Origin of the sequence: Couchioplanes caeruleus (assembly GCF_003751945.1) — a bacterium.
GTDB lineage: Bacteria > Actinomycetota > Actinomycetes > Mycobacteriales > Micromonosporaceae > Actinoplanes > Actinoplanes caeruleus.
This window is the reverse complement of sequence record NZ_RJKL01000002.1, coordinates 37,978-60,320: the sequence shown is the minus strand read 5'-3', so window position 1 is coordinate 60,320 and position 22,343 is coordinate 37,978. Positions and strand designations below refer to the sequence as shown.

Here is a 22,343-nt window from a genome sequence, read left to right as displayed (position 1 = left end):
TCGGACTTGGTCGAAGTGGAGGCGCCGAAAGTCTCCAGTCTCCAGTCGAGTCTCCACTCCTGGACGGCCACGCTGCGTAAACAACTGCGGGCCGGGCTCGGGTGGCTGCGGGAGTACCTGACGCCGCCGTCCGTGCTTGCGGAGGCCCCGGCGAGCGTGGCCGAGCTGCGCCGCTATGCCCGCTGGGGCGCCTGGACGTCGAGCACCGCAGGGCTGCTGCGCAACCTCGGGATCGGCTGGTACCGGCTGGTCGGCCTGCCGGTCACCGTCGTGTGCCGCTACGTCGAGTGGATCTGGCAGCGGCCCGGCCGGGCGATCCCGGTCTACCTGCTGTGGAAGTTGCTGATCTCCACCGGCCCCGGGCCGTGGGCCGCCGAGCACCTCATCCGTCCTGTCCTGGGCGTCCTCGCCTGGGTCCTGCTCTGAGAAGGAGAGAGCGATCATGGCGAAGGGCACCAAGGCGGCCATCCGGGCCGTGCAGCAGAAGGGCATCAAGGGCCTGGCCTGGGTCTCGTTCGGCATCGCCGTCGTCGGCGGCACCTTGTGTCCGGAGATGTTCATCGGCCGGTTCATCCAGGGCTTCCTGCACCTGTGGCCGTGGGAGTGGATCCCGCCGGTGCTGCTGGCGGGCATGGTGGTCGCCGTCTTCGTGGACGTCTTCATCGACCTGGTCCCGAACCAGTGGGCGATCTGGTCGGCGCTGACCACGCCCACCCTGGCGGCCAGCGTGGAGGCCAAGCTCGGCGACACGGTCTCGGGCTGGTGCCGCTCACTGCTCGACCTGATCGACGGGTGGCTCGCCGAGTGGATCACCGACTCGGGCACCGGACTGGCCATCGGCTGCATCGCCGCCGCGCTGATCATGGCCCGCCGGGTGGTCAAGAAGTCGAAGGCCGGCGGGGTGGCGTGATGTTCGACGTCGCCCTTTTCTGGCTGATCATCTGGGTGTTGAAGAACGCCGCGATGGACGTGTCGCACGCGGTCAAGGGCACCCCGAACCCGCGGTATGAGCTGAAGAAGGCCAAGGCGAAGGCGGCCGGGCAGGCCGTCCCGGCGCAGCCTCGCTACGGCAGCCGGGACTGGTTCAACGACTTGCTCTCCGACGGCCTGCAGGCGCAGACGGACTGGCGCCGGCGTAAGGCCGACGAGAAGCGCAAGGCCCGCGAGCTCGCCGAGGCCGAGCAGCAGGAGCAGGACGAGCCGGTCGCCGAGCGCGACGACCAGGAGCCGGGCGAGCAGGCCGGGGACGTCGTGCACGACGGCAAGCTCCCCGCGCATGCGTACGCCGGCAAGTGGTCCTGGTCGTGCCGGAACCCGAAGTGTCCGGGCAAGGGCTTCGACTTCGACACCGAGCAGGAGGCGGCCCGGGCCGCGGGTCAGCACCGGTGCCTGGACACCCAGATGCGCCCGGCCGAGGGCGTGCAGCTCGTCGAGCCGGGCTCGCAGGTGCCGACCCTGACCGCCCCGCAGGTCATGACCAAGGGCTCAGATCTCGGGGCCTCGGCACCGGTGGAGACGTCCGGATCGGAGCCCGGCGGGGCGCCGATCCCGGAGCAGCACGACTCGCCCCGCCCCGTGCCGGAGGACGGTCCGACGGCGACGGTCTACCCGTTCCCCACCAAATCCCAGGAGGACATCGTGAGCACCGAGGTCACCAGCGAGGTCACCGGCCTTGACCAGTCCATCAACTACGCCCGCTCCCTGGCCGCGTTCGCTGGGGAACACGAGATGTCCGGTAACGAGGGCTACATCGGGCACCTGACCCAGCGCAAGGTCACCGGGCAGGGCCTGCAGTCCGCGTACGACATGCAGGCCGCGTTCGAGGGCGCGCGGGTGGCGGCCGAGGCGCACGCCACGGAGCTGGAGAAGCAGCGCACGGTCCAGGAGGCGTACGACCAGGCGCCCGACGCCGGCGACAAGCAGTTCCAGACCGAGGGCCGCTAGCCCTTCACCCCGGGGGTCGGGCGGACTGGCCGCGCCGCCCGACCCCCGCACCGCACCTTGTTTCCCCTCGCAGATCCCGCGGAGGTATCCGGTGACCACCACGACCCACCCCAGCAGCGAGCAGCTCGTCGACGAGCCCACCACCGAGATGGCGGGTGTGGGTGCGCCGGAGTTGCCCGAGGCTGGGCTGGGTGCGCAGCTCACCCCGTGGGCAGTGATGGCAGCTTTGCTGGTCGCCGCCGGCGCAATCCGGGTGGCGCAGCACGCCACCGCCGCCGACGCGCAGATCGCCTACGGCGTCGCCGGGGCCGCGTTCACCGTCGCGGTGGTCGCCGCGACCGTCACCGGTAAGCGCCTCAAGTTGAGCCGCAAGCAGCGCCACCGGCTGCTGGCCGCGCTGTACCTGGGCGCCTCGTGGCTGACCTACATCAGCGCGTACGGGATGAGCTGGGGCGCGCTCACCTGCCTGAGCGTGCTCGGCGCCGGGCTGTCGCTGTTGTGGTGGCGTGAGCACCGCATTGGCCCCGGCGTCGACCCGGGCCGGCCCGTCCTGCACGAGCTCGGCGACCAGGAAATCTACATGCAGCGGTGGCACGACAACCTGGCCGGCAAGAGCAAGCAGTTCGCCGGGTCGCGGCTGACCGAGCCGCAGATCATCAGGGCCGGCTACCGGTACGTGCTCGAGCTGGTGCCCGGCGCGCACACCGTCGATCAGGTCCGCGCCGCGGTCACCACGCTGCGTTCCGGGCTGCGGCTGATGCCCGGCCAGGACGTCATCGTGGAGGTCCACCCCGAGCGGCCCGCCCCGGCGGCGCTGCTGACGATCGTCACCCGGCCCCCGGCCGCCAAGCCGCAGATCTGGCCCGGACCGGAAGCCGGCTTCGACAGCGCCCGGGGCTCGGTGATCCTCGGCCCGTTCGCCGACGGCGAGGGCTGCGCGCGCTGGCGGGTCTACACCCAAGACTCCATGTGGGGTGGCTACCTGCAGGGCGCGCAGGGCTCCGGCAAGTCCCGGATGACCGAGCAGATCGCCCTGTCCTGCGCCGCGAGCACCTCGCACCCGACGATCATCTGGTACGGCGACGGCCAGCACGGCGACAGCTCCCCGATGCTGGTCGAGCACGCCGACTACGTGGCCACCACCAACGAGGGCATCTACAACATGCTCTTCGCGGCGGAACGCGTCATGAAGATCAACGGCGTGGAGAACCGGGCCGCCCGCCTGGTGGGGTTCACGCCCACCGCGACCCGGCCCGGCACGCTGGTCATCGTCGACGAGTGCCACAAGCCGCTAAGCGCGCTGGAGAACCCGCTGCTCGCCGGCCCCATCCAGCGGCTCATGTGCACCATCGCCCGCGAGGGCCGCAAGGTCGGTGTGGCGCTCATCCTGGCCTCGCAATCACCGACGCTGGACGCCTTCGGCGGCGCCGGCAACCTCGCTGACACGCTGCGTTCCTGCCTGCTCTCCGGTAACGGCGTGATCCTGCGCTCCAAGACCTCCAACGCGAAGAACGTGTTCGGGGTGGACATCAACCCGAGGGCGTTCCCGAAGCTGCCCGGCTACGCCTACCTGGCCGACCCGGACGAGGGCGCCCGCTCGGCGCCGTTCCGCGGCTACTGGGTCCGCGACGACCTGGCCGCCTACTGGCCTGCGCGGATCACCTGGCGCACCCTGCCCGCGCGGCAGGCCAACATGGCCGGCAAACACTACGCGCGCCGGCACGAGGCCGCCGCCGAGCAGCGCTTCGCCGACGAGATGCTCCTCGCCATGGCCGACGCCGGCAACCTCGACGAGATCGAGGCCCTGGAACAGCACATGGACGCCGCCGCAGCCGCCCGCGACGCCGTCGACGTCGTCGAGTTCGGCGACGCGCACCCGCCGGTCCGCCGGGTCGCGAAGTTCTGGGAACAGCCCGCCACCAGCACCAGCAGTGCGCGTCCGGCGGAGCTGAACGCCGGGCAGCGCAAGGTCCTCGACGCCATCACCGCAGGTCACAGTAGCCCGAAGGAGATCATCACCGCGACCGGCTACAGCTCCAGCCAGGTCTACAACCTGCTCACCGACCTCGACAAGGCCGGCGCCATCACCAAGGCCGGATACGGCCGCTACCAGGCCACCGCCTCCGCCGCCTAACCACGATCCCGCCCCGGCTCGGGTCGCCCCGCGCGACCCGGCCCTACCCCCGCACGCCCTTTTTCCACCGATCCGCACCGAAGGAGAACCACCGTGGACACCCACACCCCCGGCGACCAGCACCTCGTCCTGCTCACCGACCCCGAACCCCGCGAGACGCCGCGCTGGCTGCGCACCCTGCGCGAGCTGCCCGGACTGCTGCGCCACCACCGCGGCGTGCGCTGGCTGCGCGAGAACTGGTCTCTGCTGCCGCTCTGGTTGGCCCTGCTGATCTTCGCCGGCACCCTGCTGTGGCTGCTCTGGGTCATCCTGCGCGCGATCGTCTCCGGGATCGCCGCCGCGGGCGACGCCACCGGGGACGGCCTGGCCCGGCTCGCCACCTGGATCACCGAGGGGCCGGTCCTGCACGCCCTGTCGGAGCCGGTGCGCCACTACCTCGACACCCACACCGCCGGACTGCCCGCGACCGGCGGCGACCTGTGGATGACCTGGCTGGTCACCGCCACCGGCCTGTACGTGTTCGCGCTGCTCGGCTCGACGTACGCCCGGATCGGCTGGGCCGTGATCGGCGCGCTGAGCGCCGCCGCCGCGTACGCCGGCGCCGCACCGGGGGCGCAGGGCACCGCGGCCGGGCTCATCGCCGCGGTGTGGCTGCTGCTGTCGCTGCCCGCCTACGCCCGCCGCATCCGGATCGCCGACGTCGCACGCCCGCGGCCGCGGCGCCGCGTCCCGGGCGTCGAGGCCGACACCCGTCCGGCGTCGCATGAGGACGACCTGCTGGCCACAAACGTGCCCTACTAACCCTCCCCGCACGTACGCGGGCGGCCCCGACCGCCTTGACCAGCAATAACGGGGCCGCCCACCACCTCAGAGAGGCACCGTCATCATGCCCGACCCCACCCGCCCCGACTCCACACCCACCGTCCGCCGGTCCGCGCCGCAGGTGTACGAGCTGCTCGACGAGCACGACCTGGCCGTGCGGCTGGATACCGAGACCGCCACGGTGCGCGGCATCGAGGCCCGCGTCGACACCAAGGCCGGCACCCTGATGGCCCTGACCAGCGGCCTGCTGGTCGCGGGGCTGGCCCTGCTCGGCGCCGGGAAACTGCCCGGCCCGGCCGCGCTGGTCGGCTGGATCGCCGCCGGCCTGCTCGGCGCGGCCGTGGTGCTGTTGAGTGCCGCGGTGCGCCCCAACCTGGGCGGCAGCCACGGTTTCGTGCGCTGGGCGTTTGCCGCTAGCGGCCGCGACGTGCTGGCCGCCCTGAGCGTCGAACAGCAAAGCCCGAGCCACATCCACCTCGCCGGCGCCGAGCAGCTGCACTGGCTGTCGCGCTCGCTGCACCGCAAGTTCGCCCGGATCCGTACCGCGCAGACCCTGCTCGCCGCCGTCCTCGCCGCGCTGGGCCGGTGAGCGCGATGACCAACACCCCAGCGTCCAGCACGATGAGCGCCGACACCCGGGCACGGCTGCTGCGCGCCGCCCACGGCCAACGGCTGATCCCGGCGGCGCCGGTGCCGATGGGTATCCGCTACCGCACCCCGGCCCGGCCGGTGCGGCCCGCCCCGGTCGACCGGCGGCCCCTGTGGATGACCCTCGCCGACCCGGAGCTGCTGACCGAGATCGCGCAGGCACCGGCACGGCCTGCGGCACCGCGCCGGCGCTCGGCGAGGCCTGCCCCGGCCCAGCCCGCCGCCCGGGTGCTGGGCAGCTATGGCGCCTACGCCTGCGAGGCCTGCGGCAGCCGGTACGGCCAGGACGACCCCGAACACGGCTGCGGGCCGCTGACCCCGGTCACCGTCACCATCACCGTGCGCAACCCCGGAGGGCCGCGATGACGACAACCTTCTGCCCCGCCCCGAGCGTCGACATGCTGAGCGTCGACACGTTCCGGCTGGAGATCGTGACCGGCCCCGACCCCGACAGCGCCGCCATGCTGGCCTTCTTCACCGCGGACGGGATCGCCGCGGCGATCGGGCAGGCGCGCCGGCTGCTCGCCGCCGCCGAGGGTCCGGACGACCGGTTCGGCGAGCTGTACGTGCGCGACGGCGAGCTGGCCACCTGGCTGACCACGCTCCACCTGGGAGCGTGACGCGATGCTGCACGCCGATGCGCTGACCGTGGTGCACCACGACGACACCCGCACCCACTACGCCGACGTCCGCTACACCCTGCACCGCGAGGGCGTACGGATCTGGACCCGCGACGGGCAGCAGGACCAAACTGACATCCTGATGACCACCGCCTACCGGCACCGCCCGGAGCCCGTCCGGTGAGCCCCGGCCCGGAGGTCGTCGGCCTCGACCAGTCGATCGCCTACGCGGCGCACCTGGCCGCCGAAGCCGGTCAGCACGGCGCCGACAGCGGGCAGCAGTACCTGGCCCAGCTCGCCGCCCGCGGGGTCACCGGCGCCGGGCTGGACAGCGGCCACACCATGCAGGACGCGTTCGCCACAGCCGCGGCAGCCGCGGCCGCGCACGCCGCCGAGCTGGGCAAGCAATGCACCGTCCAGCAGGCGTATGACCAGGCACCGGACTCCGGCGACAAGACGTTTCTCACCGGCGATGCCGCCTTCAGTCAGCCCCATCGACCCGCCGAGCAGGAGACGTCCATGACTGGTGAGCCGCCCGCCCCGGCACGCCGCGGCCACTGCGACCCGCACCAACCGCGCGCCGTCGATGGCCGGTGGATCAAGGTCGAGGACGTGCTCGGCTACGCCGATGACGAGAGCTGCTTCGCCACGGATCGGGTCACCGGCGCCGGCCCGGTCGGTACGGAACTCGCCCTGATCCACCTGCCGGACGAGCCCCTGGCGTTCGTCGTGGTGGCCACCCCGAAGAACGGCTACCACCCGGTGACCAGCAGAGAGCCGGACGGGCAGCTCTACTGCGCGCCGCCGCTGGCGCCGGATGAGGCCGACACCGCCGCCGATCATCTCGACGAGCTGGCCGAGATGATCGAGTCCGGGTACCGGCCGCCCGAGCCGACCCGGCACACCCGCGCCCGGCAGCGCCTCGAACTGCTGCTGCAGGAGGACCGCGCCGACCGGCGCCAGCGCATCGCGGTCGGCGAGGAAGAGGAGTTCCCGCTCTCCACCGGCGAGCTGCTGAAGCTGTTGATCGAGGCGGATCCGACCCTGAACGCGCCGCAGACCCGGCACGCCGTACGAGCCCGCGCCACCGTCACCGCCGGCGGCGACGACGGCACCGTGTGGCTCGACATCTCGCCGGACGCCGCGGGCGAGCTGCACGTCGTGGTAACCGCGGTCGAGGGCACCGACGATCCGGACTCCAACTTGTGGCAGCAGTACAGCGCCCGGCACACCGCGACCGACGCCCGCGAACTCGCCGGGAAACTCCGCGCCTTCGCTCGCGCCGCTCGCCACCGCAACACCGACCGCTGAACGCCGCACCACACGAGGCCCGGACCGGGCACGGTCCGGGCACGGTCCGGGCCTCGCCGCGTCATCATCCGTGCTGGGACACGGCGGTATTCGGACCCTGCAGTATTCCTGGATCGCCGAGGCAGCGACGCGAGGTGTTGGTAAGGGACGTGTCACGAGCCGCAAACGAGCAGGTGTGTCTCATGTCTTCGTCGCCGGTGGCGTAGCGGACGAGGTAGAGGACGAGGCAGATGGCGCCTCCACAAGCGCTGCCGCCGGCGACGACGGCCAGCGGCGCCGGCACGCCACCGACGTGGGAAAGCAGGCCGGTGGCGGCACCGACGAGGATGCCAGTGAGCAGTGCGAAGCCGATCCAGACGGCGCGGATCGAGGCGGTGGAGGTCGAGGTCATTAGGGCCGGGGTCCTTTCGGTCAGTGCAACGGCTCCCTGGTGGAGCCGTCACTGACCATGCGGGAGTCGCCCTGCTCATCCAGCCGGCAACCGAATAGACATGGTGATAATCGCGCGGTTATCACCAGTGCGTCGCGGTCCGGGCCACCGTCGGATTGCGGCCGTAGCCTGTCGGAGTGGCCACCGTCCCCGTGCGGCCCCGCAACGCCGCCGACTCGCCGAGCCACCCCGGCACGGGAATCGCTGCGGCGGTCGCGGCCCTGCCTCTGCCCGTTGGCGAGCCGGGCACCCGGTGGAGCCCGCACACCGTCACTGCGGCGTGGTTGGCCGCGCGCCGCTCGCCGCACACCCGCCGCGCCTACTTCCGTGACCTGGCTGACTATCTGGCCTGGACCGACCGCCACGGCCTGGACCCCCGGCAGGCCCGCAGCGGCGACGTCGACCTCTACCTGGCCAGCCTGCGCGAGCAGACCCCGGCACCGAGCCCGGCCACCCTGCGCCGTCGGCTGGCCGCCCTGCCCAGCTGGTACGCCTACCTCACCGAGCATGACCTCACCGAGCGCAACCCCGTCGCCACCGTCGACCGGCCGCCGGTGGACCGCGATCACTCCTCCACCGTCGGGCTCACCGTCGCCGAGGTGCAGGCACTGCTGGGCGCCGCAGCCGCCGACCGGTCCGGCGCAGCCCTGCCCTGGCAGCCCCGCTACGCGGTCGCGGCCCGCAACCGCGTCCTGATCGCCCTGCTGGCCACCCTGGGCCCGCGCGTCGGCGAGGCTATAGCCCTGGACCTGACGCACCTACGCCACCACGACGGGCACCGCGCCCTCACCGTTCCCGGCAAGGGTGGGCGTCTCCGGGAGCTGCCGATCCCGCCGGCGCTGGGCCGAGACCTCGATGCCTACCTGCGGGCCCGGCGGCTGAGCCGCCCCGGCGCGTTGAGCAGCCTGTACCGCAAACTGGACGACCACCAACGCGGCCTGGAAGAAGCCATCGCTGACCACATCGCGTCCACCGCCGCACGTGGCGTGCCGCCCACCCCGGATGCGTGGGAGCGTCGCGCCCTCGGCTATTGGCGGCACCTCATGAACCTGCGCAAGCAGGTGCACGCCACCCTGATGCACGACGCCCCGCTGGCGCCCGAGCTGCTGGTGCAGCTGCCCCCGCTGACCCCTGGCCCTTTGCTGGTGACCAGCGGCGGCGCCCGGTTGCGTCAGGCGTATGCGTTCGCGCTGGTGCGCCGACTGGCCCGCGCCGCGCAACTGTCCGCCGCCGAACATCTGTCCCCGCACAGCCTGCGCCACGCCGCTGCAACCGCGGCCCTCAATGACGGTGCCACCCTGCGCGACGTGCAGGGCTTCCTCGGCCACGCCGACCCGCGCACCACCCGCCGCTACGACCGACACCTCGCCGTGCTGCACGCCGATTGAGCCGGGAAGTTCGCAGCCTGAGGAGGCACGGGCTTGCGGCTGGTGACACGCTCCTTGCCGACACCCCAGCAAAGACGAGAACCCCCAGAGGGTCAGCCAGTGGTGAGGGCCGCACCTTGGACGGCCATGAACGGGACGGGGTCGATGGAGCTGGGATCTGCGGGGAAGGCACCGGCGGCGATGCCGGTATGCACTTCGTAGTGCAGGTGGGGGCCGCTGCTGTTGCCGCTGCTGCCGACGACGCCGATGACGGTGCCGGCGGTGACGGTTTGGCCTTTGCGTACGGAGGGTCGTTGGGCCATGTGGCAGTAGCGGGTGGCGACGTTGCCGGGGTGGCGGATCTCGATCATCCAGCCGCAGCCGATGACGCCGAGGCCGCCGTCGCGGTCGCAGTTGCCGGTGGAGGCGTTGCACATCTCGGTGATGACGGTTCCGGTGGCGGCGGCGCGGATGGGCTGGTGGCGGATGTTCGCGCCGACGATGTCGACGCCGGCGTGTAGGCGTCCGTCGCGCGGGCCGTACGGGGAGCCGACGACAAGCCGCTTGTCGACCGGCTGGACCCAGCCGCCGGGGCCGACCGGGACGGGGCCGAACTGGCCGGGGCCGCAGGGCGCGGCCGGGCCGCCGCCGCCGATGACGTCGATGTTGGGCAGGGCGAGCACGTGCGCGGCGAGGTCCTTGGCCTGCTGCTCCCACTGCTGGTACGCCTCGGGGGTGCCGGAGCGCTGGACCGCCTGGGCCGCGTCGGTGAGACGCATCTGCTCCCAGCCGGGCACCTGGACCAGCCGATCGTAGAACTTGCGGGCGGAGGTGCTCGGGGTCATCAGCTCGCTGACCGGCCCCCAGCCGTCGGCGCCGAGCTCGCCCTCGTTGGGGCGTTGCTGGAACAGCCCGACGCTGTCGTGGTCGTGGCCGACGGCCTCGTGGGGCAGCGCCATGCTCAGCGCCACCACTTGCGGCCACCGCGGGTTGTCGTTGGCCTGGTTCAACAACGTCGACTCTTGCATCGCGGTGCCCAGGGCGACGACGTAGCCCCAGGCGGGCACGCCCTTCTGCTTGCCGACCGAGACGATGATCGCGGCGTTGTTGACCTGCCGGGCGTCCCAGGTGGCGAAGCCGGGCCCGGACGCCGCGGGTACCGCGCCGCCGATCGGTAGCGGGCCGCACACCGAGGCCTCGGCGGCCTTGGTCAGGGCGACCATGAGCGGCACCCCGATGATGCAGGAGGCGAACACGGCGACGATCGCCGTGAGGGTGACAGCGATCCGGGCAGTGCTGCGCTTGATTGTCTTCATGGGCGCGGCTCGTAGGCGTTGCCGGTGACTCGCCAGGTGCCCTGCCAGTCGGTGAGGACCACGCTCAGCGTGCCGCTGTCGGTGGCCACCGTGTACTCGGCGCTGCGGTTGGCGGGGGCGCGGACCGCCTTGGGCTTACCGGTGACCCGGGTCGACGGCAGGTTCCGCGGGTCGGTGGTGGTGAGCAGCTTGGCGAAGCCCGGCTCGCACCAGCGGGCGACCCCGGCGTGCCACTGCTGGGCGGGCAGCTCGCGGCGTACCCAGGCCTTCGCGAATCCTGCCGCTACCGCGGGTGCGGCGGAGGCCTTCGCGGACTTGGTCGGCGCGGCGTGGTCGTCGTGGCCGGGCGGTTCCACACTGGCGGCCGGCCGGGGCGGCAGGACCGACCGGGGCGTGTCGTTGGCGGTCGGCGCGGCTGCCGACGCCGGCGTCGGCGCGGGCCGGGCGACCGCGTCAGGCCCGGAATCGCGCGCGCCGCATCCCAGAATGACCTGGAGAGCAACGACAGCGGAAATGGCGGCAACAGATCTGCCGATGCGCGATCCGGCAAGCAAAAGTGAACGGTCGAAATTGCGTGACATGTTCCTTTTCCCCCGAAAGCTAGGAATGTCCAATATCGACGGTTTGCGGCGGCGCGTCTACCTTTCTGCTGCTCAGAGCCACCCAAATACCCTCGATCTTGTCGTACCCCGCTGCTACTGTCAGTACCTTGATCGTCACAAATGCCGTCGGGGGAGGGCATCTTGATTACTGACAGATTGCGAAGGCGGCCGTGGCGGCGGTGACGTTGGCGCATTCTCGAACGACTATGCCGGTGCCATTTCTGCATAGCGCGCCGATGCCTCAGCAGGTTTTGGAGTCCGGGCTGCCGCCACTGTGGTGGGTCGGGTGCCACGGTGGTGCGGGCGTGACGACGCTGGCGACGATGACCAATCTCGGCGCGGAGATGGGTGCGGCGTGGCCGCAGGTGCCGCCGGACTGGCGCATCCAGCCCGTGGTGCTGGTCGCGCGTGGTTCGGCGTCGGGGTTGCGCGCCGCCACCGGGGCGGCGGAGCAGTGGCGTGCCCGGGCGGTCGCCAACGTGCGGGTGCTGGGCCTGGTCGTGGTCGCCGCGTCGCCGAAGCGGCCACCGAAGGTCGTGACGGAGCGGCTGCAGCTGCTCGGCGGCTGGCTGCCGACGATCTTGCGGGTCGGCTGGGTGGACGCCTTGCTGGCCGCGGACAACCCCCTCGACGTCGGTGTTCCGCCCGATGTGGAGGCGGTACGGCACAGATTCCAGAAGATCTTGAACGATGAGGTAGGAGCGCCATGATCCTCCAGATGGCACACGACGTGCTCATCAGCAACGGCGAGACCCTGGGCGGGGTGCTGGCCGCGGCGCCGGACCCGGGTGACGGGACAGCCCCGCCCGGCAGCGAAAAGATCGTCACCATCCTGGAGTGGGGGAAGTGGATCTTCACGGCGGCGGCAGTACTGGGCGGCTTGATCATCGCAGGTCGCATGATCCTGGCGCACCAGCGCGGTGACGACGCGCAGATGGGCAAGCTCGGCATCTTCCTCGCCGCCTGCGTGCTGGCCGGCGTCATCCCGAACGTCATCGACGCGCTGGCCTGAACCACGCCCAACCGACACCGATTCACCACGGGGAGGACCTGATGTCTGACGAGACCGATTTCGCCGACCCGTCGCCGTGGACCCGGCCGCGGTTCGTGCTCGCGGCGGTCTTCCTGGCCCTGGTGGTGCTGCTCGGCATCGGCGTCGCCGTGTGGTCCTCCGGTGACGAGCCGGACTCCGGACCGGCGGGCGCGCCCGCGGCGCCGGGGCAGGCTCCCGCGGCGGCGCCGACCGCTTCGTCGGTACTGCCCACCGCAGTGCCGACCCGCGCGCCGGAGGACGTGACGTGGCAGCTGGCCGGGCAGCACTCGGTGCCGGTGAGCGCGTCGGCCGGTCCGCGCACGGTCGCCGGTGGGGTGGCCTCCGGCTACGCCCGCACTCCAGAGGGGGCGCTGATCGCCGCCGCGCAGCTCGCCGCCCGCGCGGCGTTCTCCGCCGGCCGCGGCTCGTGGGAGCCGACCGTGCAGCGCCAGTTCGTCGCGGGCGCCGACCGCGACAAGCTGCTGGCCACCCTCCGTGCGGTGCCCGACCAGCCCGCCGAGCCGGGCGAGCTGAGCCCCCTGGCCGGCTACATCTACCAGTCGTACACCCCGGACACCGCGGTCATCGGGCTGGTCTACCGCGCGCCCGGCACCGGCGCGTCGCGCTATCACGTGGTCACCACCACGCTGCAGTGGCGCGGCGACGACTGGCAGATGGTGGCCCCGCCCGGCGGCTCGTGGCTGTCGGTCAGCCGCCCGGCCCCCGACCTGACCGGGGTCGTCGAGTGGGGCAGCCGCTGATGGCGTGCATCCCGGTCGTCGACCCGACCTGTAACCCGATCCAGGACGTCATCACCGACGGCGTCACCGCCATCTTCGACAAGGTCGCCGAGGTGATGGTGGAGACCGCCGGCTGGGCGGTCAAGACTCTGGTCACCGGCTGGATCATGGCCCCGTCACCGATCATGGACAACACCGACGTCGTCGACAACCTGCGCCGCTACACCTACTGGATCATGACGGCCATCGCGGTGTGCGCGCTGCTGGTCGCCGCGACGCGCATGGTGCTGACCGGCAACGGCCAAGACGGCGTCAACGCCGCCGCGGGGATGGGCAAGCTGGTGCTGGTCACCAGCCTCACCGTGCCGGTCGTCATCGCCCTGACCGAGTTCGGCGACGGCTACTCCCGCTGGATCATCAACCAGTCCGTCGGTGACGGCCTCGATGAGCGGGTAGCGCTGTTCGCACCGACCGCGGCCATCCCCGGCCTGACCCAGTTCGCCATCATCGCCATCGCGCTGCTCTGCGTGATCGTGTCGATCGTCCAGATGTTCATCAGCATTGCCGTGGGCGGCTTGAAGATCCTGCTCGCCGGGTTGGCGCCGCTGCCCGCCGCGGCGAGCATGACCGACGGCGGCAACGCCACCCTGGCGCGCTACCTGTCGTGGCTCGGCGCCGCCCTGCTCTACAAGCCGGTCGCGGCCACGATCTACGCCGGCGCGTTCTGGATGGTCGGCACCGGTCAGTCGCTCGAGACGGTCCTGACCGGCATCGTGGTCATCGCCTCCGCGATCGTCGCCCTGCCCGCCCTGCTGCGCCTGCTCGCGCCGATCACCGCCCTCGTCGGCGCGGGCGGCGGCGGGGCCGGAGCCGCTGCCGCGTCCGGGGCCGGTGTCGTGGCCAGCGGCGCGGTGCGCCTATCCGGCGCCCGCGGCAGCAGCGGCGGCGGGGGCCCGCAGCCGTCCGCGCCGACCGGCACCACCGGAACAGCCGGCGCGGACGCGCGTCGGCCCGCTGCCATCGGTCCTGGCCCGGGCGGTTCCGGCGCGGGCGAATCCGGCCCGGCCGGTGGCCCGGGCGGCGCAGATCCCGCCGGTCAGCGCGGACCCGCCGGCGCCTCGCCCGGTGCCGGCAGCGGCGCCCCCGGGAGCACGGGAGGCCCGGCCGGCGGTGCCGCCGGGGCCGCGGGCGGTGGCGGCGCTCCGGCGGCGGCCGGTGGTGGGGCGAGCGTCGGGTCGGGTGCGGCAGCAGGCGGCGGTGCCGCCGCGGGCGCCGGCGCCGCCGGTGGGGCAGCCGCCGCGGCCGGGCCCGCCGGCGCCGCGATCGCCGTGGGCACCGCGGCCGCCAAGGCCGGACCCGCCGTGGTCCGCAAGGTCGGCGGGACCGCCAGTGGAGCAGCCGAAGAAGGTGAACAGCAGTGACGACCACCAAGCCACGCACCTACGGCAACTGGCGCCGCGGCACCGGGGCGGGCCTGCTCGGGCTCGGCCCGGCCGGCACCCTCGCGATGTTCGGCATCGGCCTGCTGGCCGTGGCGATGCTGGCCGTCTCGACCCTGCACGCCCTGACCACCGCCCTGATCGGCGTGGTGGTCCTGGCCCCGTTGGCGGTGCGGGTCAACGGCCGCACCGGACTACAGGTCATCGCCGCCCACATCGCCTGGTGGCGCGGGCACTCGCGCCGTCAGCACCTCTACCGCTCCGGGGTCGCCTCCCGGGTCACCGGCCACCACCAGCTCCCCGGCATCCTGGCCCGCTCCGAGGTCTACACGGTGGAAACCGGCCGGGCGGGCAACCTCGGCGTCGTCGTGATCCCGCAGAGCCGCCACTACACCGTCACCCTGCGCTGCTCACCCGAGGGCCGCGACCTGGTCGACCAGTCGGTGATCGACCACCGGGTGGCGCACCTGGCCGCCTGGCTCGACACCCTGGCCCGCGAACCCGGCCTGGTCCAGGCCGCCGTGACCGTGGAGACCACCCCGGACCCGGGCACCCAGCTCGCCGCGGAGGTGGCCACCACGACCAGCCCGCACGCCCCCGATTTGGCCCGGCAGGTCCTGGACGAGGTCGTGCGTACCTACCCCGCCGGCGCCGCGATGGTCGAAACCCGAGTCAGCCTGACCTACACCGCCCCGCCGGGACGACGCACGATGTCTCACGAGGACATCTGCCGGGAGGTGGCGTCCCGGCTGCCCGCCCTGCACACCGGCCTGTCGGCCGCCGGGGCGGGCGGCGTGCAGCCGATGAGCCCGCGCGGCCTGGCCGCGGTGGTCCGCGCCGCCTACGACCCGGCCGTCGCGCTGGAACTCGCCCGCGACCCGGGCGCCGCCCCGCCCTGGGACGCCGCCGGGCCGGTCGCCACCAAGGAGTCCTGGGACTCCTACCGCCACGACTCAGGCGTCAGCAGAACCTGGGGCATGGTGGAGGCGCCGCGCGGCGTGACCTTCTCCAACACGTTCTCCCGGCTGACCGACCCGGACCCACAGCTCAAACGCAAAAGAGTCACGCTGCTCTACCGCCCGTACACCCCGGCGGAGGCGGTGCGCCTGGTGGAGAGCGACAAACGCGACGCCCGGTTCAACGCCAGCAAGAAGGCCCGCCCGTCGGCCCGCGACCTGGCCGACCTGGAAGCCGCCGAGCAGGCCGCGCAGGAAGAAGCCGCCGGGGCCGGCATGGTCCGCTTCACCCTGTTGGTAACCGCCACCGTCGACAGCGTCGACGAACTCGCACACGCCGACCGGCTGATCGCCTCCCGCGCCGCCGAGGCCCGCATGGTGCTGCGCCCGATGTACGGCGCGCAGGCCGCGGCATTCGCCGCCGGGCTGCCCGCCGGGGTCGTGCTGCCCACCCACGCCACGATCCCGTTCTGATGCGAGGGAGGCCCTGATGGGTACCAACCGCACCCCCCGCCGGCCGCGCCGGGCTACGCGCTACGGCCACGCCGGCCCTGGCGGCGGGAAGGTGTCCTGGGTCGAAGCACCCGCCGAATACCGCGGCACCAGCGTGCAGGTCTGTGGATTGTGGCCGTACGGCACCGGCGCGGCGACCCCCACCATCGGGGCGCCGCTGGGCCGACACCGCTACACCCACGCCACCGTCTGCTTCGACCCGATCTCCTGGTACGAACGCGCCAAGCTCATCAACAACCCGAGCGTGTGGATCCAGTCAGAGCCGGCCATGGGCAAGGCCCTCGACGTCGACACCTTGATCCCCACGCCTGAGGGCACCGTGCGGATGGGGGACCTGCAGCCGGGTGATGCGGTTTTCGATGAGCATGGTCAGCCCACCACCGTCGTCGCGGTGTGCGAGACGTGGACCGACCGCGAATGCCTCAAGGTGGTGTTCTCCGACGGTTCCGAGATCGTCGCTGACGCAGAGCACCTGTGGGTGACCGAGACCCAGCGGCAACGCCAGCGCCGCTGCGTGCAGCGGCTCCGTCCCCCGGCGCGAGCCTCTCTCGGTACACCCGCCGAACGCGAGACGGTCGCCGCCCTGCTGGCGGCCACCGTGCCCGGTCAGACCACCACCCTCACCGACCTGGCGATCCAGCTCGGGTGGCGTGACGACAGCCGCCGTCACCGGCTCTACAACTGGGCAACGCAGATGCCCGTTCCGGCCGGCAGCGGCTACAACGGCGCGTACGACAAGACGCTGTTCCTTCAGCAGATCGCCATGGTGCTGGCCGCGCCGCGGCAAGGGCGCACCCTCGACGACAACCGGCCCGTCACTACGCGAGAAATCGCGGACAGCCTCACGTTCAACAACAAGCGCAACCACGCGATCGAGGTCGCCGGGATCGAGGGCGCGGACGTGGATCTGCCGCTCGCGCCGCGACTACTCGGGCTATGGCTCGGCGACGGCAGCACCGATGGCGGGGTATTCACCACTGCCGATCCGGAGCTGGTCGACGCCTTCGCCGACGCCGGCTTCGCCGTCCGGAAGGTGACCCGGTACGGGTACAGCATCTCGGCGGTGAAACCCGCCGAGGAGCCGCGATGCACCGTCTGCGAGGTGTGCGGGGCCGCCATCAGCACACCGCGGCGTCGGCAGCGGATGTGCTCCAAGCGGTGCGCTTCCCATTCACGCCGGGACGCGCGTTACCGGCAGCCGCCCCGCCCCTGCATCACCTGCCAGCAGGACTTGGCTCACAGCAGCATCGCCGACCGGTGCGCTAGCTGCGCCAAGGCCGCCAGCTTGGTCGGCTGCCTGCGGACGGCGGGCGTGCTGGGCGACAAGCACATCCCGCCCGCCTACCTGCGGGCCTCGGTTGCCCAGCGCCGCGCACTGCTTTCCGGGCTGTTGGACACCGACGGCACCGTGGCACCCACCGGGCAGGTGCAGTTCACCACCACCAACCCACGGCTGGCTGCGGATGTCCACGAGCTGATCGCTTCCCTGGGCTACCGGCCGTCGTTGTTCACTAAGACGGCCAAGCTCAATGGACGACCGATCGGGCCCATGTGGCAGATCGGGTTCAGCACCACCGACGAGGTCTTCGGCCTGGCACGCAAACGCGCCGCTCACCAGCAGCGCAGACGGCAGACCAGCACCGCACGCAATCGCGTGCGCTACATCGTCGCCGTCGAGCCGGTACCGTCGCGGCCGGTGCGCTGCATCCAGGTCGCCAATCCGTCCGGGATGTACCTGGCCACGCGGGCCTTCATCGCCACCCACAACAGCACCGCGGTCCGCCGGATGCTGTTGTCGCTGGTCGCGCAAGGTGTCACCCCGCTGATCCTGGGCGACTTGAAGCCGGACTACGCCGAGCTGGTCGCCGCGCTCGGCGGCCGGGTCGTGCGCGTCGGGTCCGGCCTGCACCGGCTCAACCCCCTGGATGTCGGCCCGTGGCGCCAGGTCCTCGCCCGCGTCGGCGACGCGCAGGAGGCCGAGCGGCTGCGTGCCGAGGTCGTCGACCGGCGGCTCAACGCCGCGGCGGTGCTGCTCACCCTGATGCGCGGCGGCCCGCTGGAGTCCGGGGAGCTGACCGTGATCTCCGCGGCGCTGCGCTACCTCGCCGAGCGCGAGACCGACACCCAGCCGCTGCTGTCCGACGTGCTCACCGTCATCGAGGACGCGCCGCCGGAGGTGCGCTGGGTGACGCTGTGGTACACCGACGCCGATCTGCCGCGCTACCGCGAGGAGACCGAGAACCTGCGCCGGGCGCTGCGCGCGCTGATCCACGGACCGCTCGGCCCGACCGTGCAGGGACACACCACCGCCCCGATCGACCTGGACACCACCGCCCTGTGCGTCGACATCTCCAACATCAGGGAAACGAATCACCTGCTCACCGCCGCGTCGCTGGTCACCACCTGGGCGGCCGGTTTCGGCCAGGTCGAGGCGGCGCACCGGCTCTCCGACCTGGGTCTCGCCGAGCCGCGCACCTTCTTCCTGGTGCTCGACGAGATGTGGCGGGCGCTGCGCGTCGGGCACGGAATGGTCGATCGCATCGACGCGTTGACCAGGCTCAACAGGTCCAAGGGCACCGGCACCGCGTTCGTGACGCACAACCTCGCCGACCTGGAAGCCCTGCCGGACCCGGAGGACCGGGCCAAAGCCCGCGGTTTCGCCGACCGCTGCGCCGTGATGATGATCGGCGCCTGCTCGGATCAAGAGCTGGACGCGGTGTCGCGGGTCCGGCAGTTGTCACAGGCCGAACGCGCCGAGGTGCTGTCCTGGGCCGCGCCACCCTCCTGGTCGGCCGGCGCCGACGGCGAGGAAGTCCTCATCGGCCGCGGCAACTTCCTGATCAAAGTAGGAAACCGGCCGGGCATCCCGCTGCACCTGGAACCCACCGAGGTGGAGAAGCGGCTCGGCAACACCGACGCGCGCTGGAAGCGCACATGAGCACCGAACGAGGCCCCCGCGGCAACGGCCAGGGCCTGCTGATCGGCGCCGCCGCCGTCCTCGTGCTCGTGGTCGCGGCCGGGATGTGGGCGCCGGTCGCGCTCACCGACGCGCCCGGCTACACCGGGCAGGGCCTGTTCGACACCGCGTTCGCCGTCGCCCGCGGGCAGATCCGCTGGACGCTCGGGTGCACCATCGCCGCGGCCGCCGAGCTGCTGCTGCTCGTCCTGCTCGCCGTGGGTGTCGGTTGGGTGTGGAAGCGTCGCGGGCATCGCGGCAGTCGCGTTGATGCGAAGGCCCGGCACATGGCCGGCCGGCAGGAACTCGAGCACCTGAGCCCCAGGGGCGTGCAGGCGTCCGCGGCACGGCTGCGGCCCAGCCTCGCCGACGCCAAGACCATCGCCCCGGACGATGCCGGGGTGCTCATCGGGCACCAGCTCGCCGGCGGGATGCCGCTGCGCCAGTCCTGGGAGGACATGGCCGTCGACATCTGGGGGCCCCGCACAGGCAAAGCCCTGGCGGCCTGGACTCCCGTGCTGACCCCGCACGGCTGGACACCGATCAAGGAACTCGCCCGAGGGTGCCGGGTGATCGGCAGCGACGGCCGCCCGACCACCGTCACCGGGGTGTATCCGCAGGGCGTACGGCCCGCGTACCGGATGCACTTCAGTGACGGCGCGAGTGTGCTCTGCGACCCAGACCATCTGTGGACCGTGCGCCCGAAACGACGTGTCGACAAGAAAAACCCCGAGGCGTGGCGGACCTGGACCACTCATCAGCTGCTCGCCAACGGCCTGCACCGCGCCAGCGGAGGCGCCCGGTATTACCTGCCCGTAGTCGCCCCGGTGGCGTTCGAAGGCGTCCTGCCCGAGGGCCGGCTCCCCGATCCGCCGGTCCTGGTAAACGTCGCCCGCCGTGGGCCCCAGATCCGCCCGGTCCCGACGCCCACATCCCGGCCGGTCGCCCCGTACCTGCTCGGGGTGCTGCTCGGCGACGGCGGTCTCTCCGCCGGCCAGGTACGGCTGTCCACCGCGGAGGCGCTCGACCTGCTGCCGTTGTTGCAGCCCCTGCTGCCCGTCGACGTCACTGCCAAGCCGGTGAAAGGATCCCGCTACCATTGGGCACTGACCGCGCCCCGCGGCGTCCGCAACCAGCTCATGGCCGGGTTGCGGGAACTCGGCGTCATGAGCTGCCGCTCGACGACCAAGTTCGTGCCACCGGCGTACCTGCTCGCCGACGTCGCCACCCGCACCGCCGTGCTGCAAGGGCTGCTCGACACCGACGGCAGCATCGACCGCGCTGGCGTCGTGGACTACAGCACGTCATCACCGCAATTGGCCGACGACGTGCGGTTCCTCGTGCAGTCCCTCGGCGGCCTGGTCACCACCCGCCGCCGGGAAACGACCCACGCCCCCAGCTACCGCTTGCACCTGCGCCTACCCCTCGCCGTGCAGCCGTTCCGGCTGCCCCGCAAGCAGCAACGCTGGTCGGACGTGGCGCCCCAACGACGCTCCCACCAGCCGGTACGCACGATCACCGCGATCGAACCCGAGGGCGAAGCGGAGATGGTGTGCATCTCGGTCGCCGCGTCCGATGGTCTCTTCGTCGTCGACGACTTCGTGGTCACCCACAACACGACCGCCCGAGCGATCCCAGCGATCGTTGCCAGCCCGGGACCTGTGCTGGTCACGTCGGTGAAAGGTGACATCGTCGACGCCACCCGCGGGCCTCGCGAGGCCCGCGGCCCGGTCGCGGTGTTCGACCCGCAAGGCCTCTGGAGCGAACCGCAGCGCATGTGGGTCAACCTGCTGCGGCCCATCCTCACGATCACCGACGCGCGGCGGCTGGCCGAGCACTTCGCCGCCGCCGAACGTGCCCCCGGCGTGCAGCGCGACGCGTTCTTCGACCCCAAGGGTGAGGACCTGACCGCCAGTCTGCTGCTCGCTGCCGCGGCCGGTGGCCTGCCCATCACCGACGCCTACAAGTGGGCGACCAACCCGCGCGACGACACCCCCGTGCGGCTGCTGCGCCAGCACGGGCACGAACTGGCCGCCTACGCCGTCGAGGGTGTGATCAACCTGCCGGACAAGACCCGGGGCGGCATCTACGGCGGCGCCGAGCTCGCCCTGTCCTGCCTCACCGAACCGGCCGTAGCCGCCTGGGTCACCCCGCCCACCGCGCCGAGCATCGTCGAGTTCGACCCGGCCGCGTTCGTCACCGGCGCGGGCGCCCTGTACCTGCTGTCGCAAGGCGGCCCCGGCTCTCCCGCTCCGCTAGTCGCCGCGCTCACCGACGCCGTACTGCGCGCCGGCGAGGCCCGCGCCCGCACCTCCCGCGGGCGGCGTCTGGACCCGCCGCTGCTGTCGGTGCTGGACGAGGCGGCCAACATCTGCCGGATGCGGCAGCTCCCGGCCCTGTACTCGTTCTACGGCTCGATGGGCCTGCCGATCATCACGATCCTGCAGTCCTACGCCCAGGGCGTCGACGTGTGGGGCCGCGAAGGCATGAGAAAGCTGTGGTCCGCGGCGAACGTGCGCACCTACGGCGGCGGCGTCGCCGACCCCGACTTCCTCGAAGAGCTGAGCAAACTCATCGGAGAGCACGACGTCACGGTGCGCTCCACCACCCACAACGGCATGTCGCTCAGCGCCGACAGCGTGTCCCGCTCCACCCGCCGCGAACGCATCCTCGACGTCGCCGCCCTGCACGCCCTCCGCCGCGGCCGGATGATCGTCTACAGCTCCGGTGCCCGCCCGGTGCTGGCCCGAACCGCGCCCTGGCAGCACGGGCCGTACGCCGCGGCGATCCGCGCCTCGATCGAGCGCTTCGACCCCGACCACAAAGTCGAGTGGACGCTGACCCCCGGGCCCGGCGACCCGGGCAACGGCATCACCGACAGCCCGCCCCGATGAGCGAGACCGAGCACCGCGAGCCGGCCGGTTCCGCCGCGATCCCGGACCTGTCCACCCTGCTCGACCAGCTCGCTGGCGCACGTCCAGCCGTCACCGACGCCCTACCGGCCGAAGTCGACGATGCTCTCGACGGCAGCAAGGAACCCTCGGCGGCGCGGCCGCTGTTCAGCGACCTGGAAGCCTTCCTACGCCGGTACCTCGCTCCGGTCGTCGAGCGGCGCCTGACCGTCGGCGCGGCCAGCGGCGTCAACTGGTGCCCTGAGTGGTGGCAGCACCCCGAGGCGATCAGCCGCCTCTACGCGCTCTGGCGCGCCTGGGAAACGCTGCGCGCCGCCGACCCGGACACCGGCATGAGCATCTGGTGGCGCGACCACTTCGACCCCCACTTCGCCGTGCTCACCGGCGAGTACGGGCCGTTCGGCAAGTGCTCTCCCGACCGCGGCCACGTCGCAACCACGCCACTACCGCTCACGCCGGCCCCGCCCGACGTCCTGGCGCAGCTGCCCGACGCCGAGCTCTGACCCGCTCGATCCCCGCGAGCGGGGTGTTGGAAGGAAGGTGTCAGGAGCCGCAAGCGGATCGAAGGCCGCGCTTATGTCGAGGAGTCCGTAGTCGGTA

22 protein-coding genes are annotated in these 22,343 nt (G+C 72.2%); 19 read left to right on the top strand and 3 right to left on the bottom strand.

Features of this window, described 5'->3' with window-relative positions; genetic code table 11:
- Positions 1–6: 6 nt before the first annotated feature.
- The 10 genes from EDD30_RS37755 to EDD30_RS37710 all read left to right on the top strand — a co-directional run bounded on the left by EDD30_RS37755 (position 7) and on the right by EDD30_RS37710 (position 7,479).
- Entirely contained in the window at positions 7–426 is a 420-nt protein-coding gene (locus tag EDD30_RS37755) for a hypothetical protein (protein WP_123678926.1), read from the top strand.
- Between the two features lie 16 nt (positions 427–442).
- Positions 443–910, top strand: coding sequence for a hypothetical protein (locus EDD30_RS37750; protein WP_071804681.1), 468 nt, complete (start codon positions 443–445; stop codon positions 908–910).
- Positions 910–1,944, top strand: a complete 1,035-nt coding sequence (locus EDD30_RS37745) for a hypothetical protein (RefSeq protein WP_071804678.1) — start codon at positions 910–912, stop codon at positions 1,942–1,944. The genes EDD30_RS37750 and EDD30_RS37745 overlap by 1 nt, the downstream gene beginning before the upstream one ends.
- A 91-nt stretch (positions 1,945–2,035) precedes the next feature.
- The gene (locus EDD30_RS37740; protein ID WP_071804676.1) at positions 2,036–4,078 is read left to right on the top strand and encodes an ATP-binding protein; all 2,043 of its coding nucleotides are present in this window, start codon (positions 2,036–2,038) and stop codon (positions 4,076–4,078) included.
- Between the two features lie 93 nt (positions 4,079–4,171).
- Positions 4,172–4,879 carry a hypothetical protein gene (locus EDD30_RS37735; protein WP_071804674.1) on the top strand — a complete coding sequence of 236 codons (708 nt, stop codon included), beginning with the start codon at positions 4,172–4,174 and terminating at the stop codon, positions 4,877–4,879.
- Positions 4,880–4,964: 85 nt separating this feature from the next.
- Complete coding sequence (locus EDD30_RS37730) at positions 4,965–5,489, top strand: Pycsar system effector family protein (protein ID WP_123678925.1); 525 nt, start codon at positions 4,965–4,967, stop codon at positions 5,487–5,489.
- 5 nt (positions 5,490–5,494) lie between these two features.
- Complete coding sequence (locus EDD30_RS37725; RefSeq protein ID WP_071804672.1) at positions 5,495–5,914, top strand: hypothetical protein; 420 nt, start codon at positions 5,495–5,497, stop codon at positions 5,912–5,914.
- Positions 5,911–6,168: a hypothetical protein gene (locus EDD30_RS37720; RefSeq protein WP_211277741.1), complete on the top strand. Its 258-nt coding sequence runs from the start codon at positions 5,911–5,913 to the stop codon at positions 6,166–6,168. Before EDD30_RS37725 ends, EDD30_RS37720 begins: the two co-directional genes overlap by 4 nt.
- Positions 6,169–6,172: 4 nt before the next feature.
- A complete protein-coding gene (locus tag EDD30_RS37715) occupies positions 6,173–6,352 on the top strand; it encodes a hypothetical protein (protein WP_071804670.1) in 180 nt (59 codons plus the stop codon).
- Positions 6,349–7,479, top strand: coding sequence for a hypothetical protein (locus EDD30_RS37710; protein WP_071804668.1), 1,131 nt, complete (start codon positions 6,349–6,351; stop codon positions 7,477–7,479). The genes EDD30_RS37715 and EDD30_RS37710 overlap by 4 nt, the downstream gene beginning before the upstream one ends.
- A 64-nt stretch (positions 7,480–7,543) precedes the next feature.
- Here EDD30_RS37710 and EDD30_RS37705 read toward each other — a convergent pair whose 3' ends face one another.
- Complete coding sequence (locus EDD30_RS37705; RefSeq protein WP_071804666.1) at positions 7,544–7,870, bottom strand: hypothetical protein; 327 nt, start codon at positions 7,868–7,870, stop codon at positions 7,544–7,546.
- A 176-nt stretch (positions 7,871–8,046) separates the two neighbouring features.
- On the opposite strand from EDD30_RS37705, the gene EDD30_RS37700 reads away from it, so the two are divergent.
- Entirely contained in the window at positions 8,047–9,297 is a 1,251-nt protein-coding gene (locus EDD30_RS37700) for a tyrosine-type recombinase/integrase (RefSeq protein ID WP_071804665.1), read from the top strand.
- A gap of 92 nt (positions 9,298–9,389) precedes the next feature.
- Here EDD30_RS37700 and EDD30_RS37695 read toward each other — a convergent pair whose 3' ends face one another.
- Positions 9,390–10,592 (bottom strand): M23 family metallopeptidase, encoded by a 1,203-nt coding sequence (locus EDD30_RS37695; RefSeq protein ID WP_071804663.1) that lies wholly within the window; start codon positions 10,590–10,592, stop codon positions 9,390–9,392.
- On the bottom strand, positions 10,589–10,948 hold the full coding sequence (locus EDD30_RS37690) for a hypothetical protein (protein WP_123678923.1): 360 nt from the start codon (positions 10,946–10,948) through the stop codon (positions 10,589–10,591). Before EDD30_RS37690 ends, EDD30_RS37695 begins: the two co-directional genes overlap by 4 nt.
- Positions 10,949–11,430: 482 nt before the next feature.
- Between EDD30_RS37690 and EDD30_RS37685 the strand changes: the two genes are divergently transcribed.
- Genes EDD30_RS37685 through EDD30_RS37650 form a run of 8 tightly spaced genes read left to right on the top strand, consistent with a single transcriptional unit; the run spans position 11,431 to position 22,246 of the window.
- Positions 11,431–11,904, top strand: coding sequence for a DUF6668 family protein (locus EDD30_RS37685; RefSeq protein ID WP_244945702.1), 474 nt, complete (start codon positions 11,431–11,433; stop codon positions 11,902–11,904).
- Positions 11,901–12,206, top strand: coding sequence for a hypothetical protein (locus tag EDD30_RS37680; protein WP_084556262.1), 306 nt, complete (start codon positions 11,901–11,903; stop codon positions 12,204–12,206). The genes EDD30_RS37685 and EDD30_RS37680 overlap by 4 nt, the downstream gene beginning before the upstream one ends.
- A 41-nt stretch (positions 12,207–12,247) precedes the next feature.
- On the top strand, positions 12,248–12,988 hold the full coding sequence (locus tag EDD30_RS37675; protein WP_071804514.1) for a DUF8175 domain-containg protein: 741 nt from the start codon (positions 12,248–12,250) through the stop codon (positions 12,986–12,988).
- The gene (locus EDD30_RS37670) at positions 12,988–14,388 is read left to right on the top strand and encodes a hypothetical protein (RefSeq protein ID WP_071804635.1); all 1,401 of its coding nucleotides are present in this window, start codon (positions 12,988–12,990) and stop codon (positions 14,386–14,388) included. Before EDD30_RS37675 ends, EDD30_RS37670 begins: the two co-directional genes overlap by 1 nt.
- Positions 14,385–15,836 carry an SCO6880 family protein gene (locus EDD30_RS37665; protein WP_071804516.1) on the top strand — a complete coding sequence of 484 codons (1,452 nt, stop codon included), beginning with the start codon at positions 14,385–14,387 and terminating at the stop codon, positions 15,834–15,836. The genes EDD30_RS37670 and EDD30_RS37665 overlap by 4 nt, the downstream gene beginning before the upstream one ends.
- Before the next feature lie 16 nt (positions 15,837–15,852).
- Positions 15,853–18,813 (top strand): LAGLIDADG family homing endonuclease, encoded by a 2,961-nt coding sequence (locus EDD30_RS37660; protein WP_084556264.1) that lies wholly within the window; start codon positions 15,853–15,855, stop codon positions 18,811–18,813.
- On the top strand, positions 18,810–21,725 hold the full coding sequence (locus EDD30_RS37655; protein WP_084556265.1) for a TraM recognition domain-containing protein: 2,916 nt from the start codon (positions 18,810–18,812) through the stop codon (positions 21,723–21,725). The genes EDD30_RS37660 and EDD30_RS37655 overlap by 4 nt, the downstream gene beginning before the upstream one ends.
- Positions 21,722–22,246 carry a DUF4913 domain-containing protein gene (locus EDD30_RS37650; protein WP_084556266.1) on the top strand — a complete coding sequence of 175 codons (525 nt, stop codon included), beginning with the start codon at positions 21,722–21,724 and terminating at the stop codon, positions 22,244–22,246. The genes EDD30_RS37655 and EDD30_RS37650 overlap by 4 nt, the downstream gene beginning before the upstream one ends.
- Positions 22,247–22,343 lie beyond the last annotated feature (97 nt).

Excerpts from the sequence above, each read along its gene's own strand:
- EDD30_RS37660 (WP_084556264.1), top strand. The coding sequence starts at position 15,853 with ATGGGTACCAACCGCACCCCCCGCCGGCCGCGCCGGGCTACGCGCTAC.
- EDD30_RS37670 (WP_071804635.1), top strand. The coding sequence starts at position 12,988 with ATGGCGTGCATCCCGGTCGTCGACCCGACCTGTAACCCGATCCAGGAC.
- EDD30_RS37695 (WP_071804663.1), bottom strand. The coding sequence starts at position 10,592 with ATGAAGACAATCAAGCGCAGCACTGCCCGGATCGCTGTCACCCTCACG.
- EDD30_RS37680 (WP_084556262.1), top strand. The coding sequence starts at position 11,901 with ATGATCCTCCAGATGGCACACGACGTGCTCATCAGCAACGGCGAGACC.
- EDD30_RS37750 (WP_071804681.1), top strand. The coding sequence starts at position 443 with ATGGCGAAGGGCACCAAGGCGGCCATCCGGGCCGTGCAGCAGAAGGGC.
- EDD30_RS37715 (WP_071804670.1), top strand. The coding sequence starts at position 6,173 with ATGCTGCACGCCGATGCGCTGACCGTGGTGCACCACGACGACACCCGC.
- EDD30_RS37730 (WP_123678925.1), top strand. The coding sequence starts at position 4,965 with ATGCCCGACCCCACCCGCCCCGACTCCACACCCACCGTCCGCCGGTCC.
- EDD30_RS37745 (WP_071804678.1), top strand. The coding sequence starts at position 910 with ATGTTCGACGTCGCCCTTTTCTGGCTGATCATCTGGGTGTTGAAGAAC.
- EDD30_RS37725 (WP_071804672.1), top strand. The coding sequence starts at position 5,495 with ATGACCAACACCCCAGCGTCCAGCACGATGAGCGCCGACACCCGGGCA.
- EDD30_RS37705 (WP_071804666.1), bottom strand. The coding sequence starts at position 7,870 with ATGACCTCGACCTCCACCGCCTCGATCCGCGCCGTCTGGATCGGCTTC.
- EDD30_RS37650 (WP_084556266.1), top strand. The coding sequence starts at position 21,722 with ATGAGCGAGACCGAGCACCGCGAGCCGGCCGGTTCCGCCGCGATCCCG.
- EDD30_RS37655 (WP_084556265.1), top strand. The coding sequence starts at position 18,810 with ATGAGCACCGAACGAGGCCCCCGCGGCAACGGCCAGGGCCTGCTGATC.
- EDD30_RS37675 (WP_071804514.1), top strand. The coding sequence starts at position 12,248 with ATGTCTGACGAGACCGATTTCGCCGACCCGTCGCCGTGGACCCGGCCG.
- EDD30_RS37685 (WP_244945702.1), top strand. The coding sequence starts at position 11,431 with ATGCCTCAGCAGGTTTTGGAGTCCGGGCTGCCGCCACTGTGGTGGGTC.
- EDD30_RS37720 (WP_211277741.1), top strand. The coding sequence starts at position 5,911 with ATGACGACAACCTTCTGCCCCGCCCCGAGCGTCGACATGCTGAGCGTC.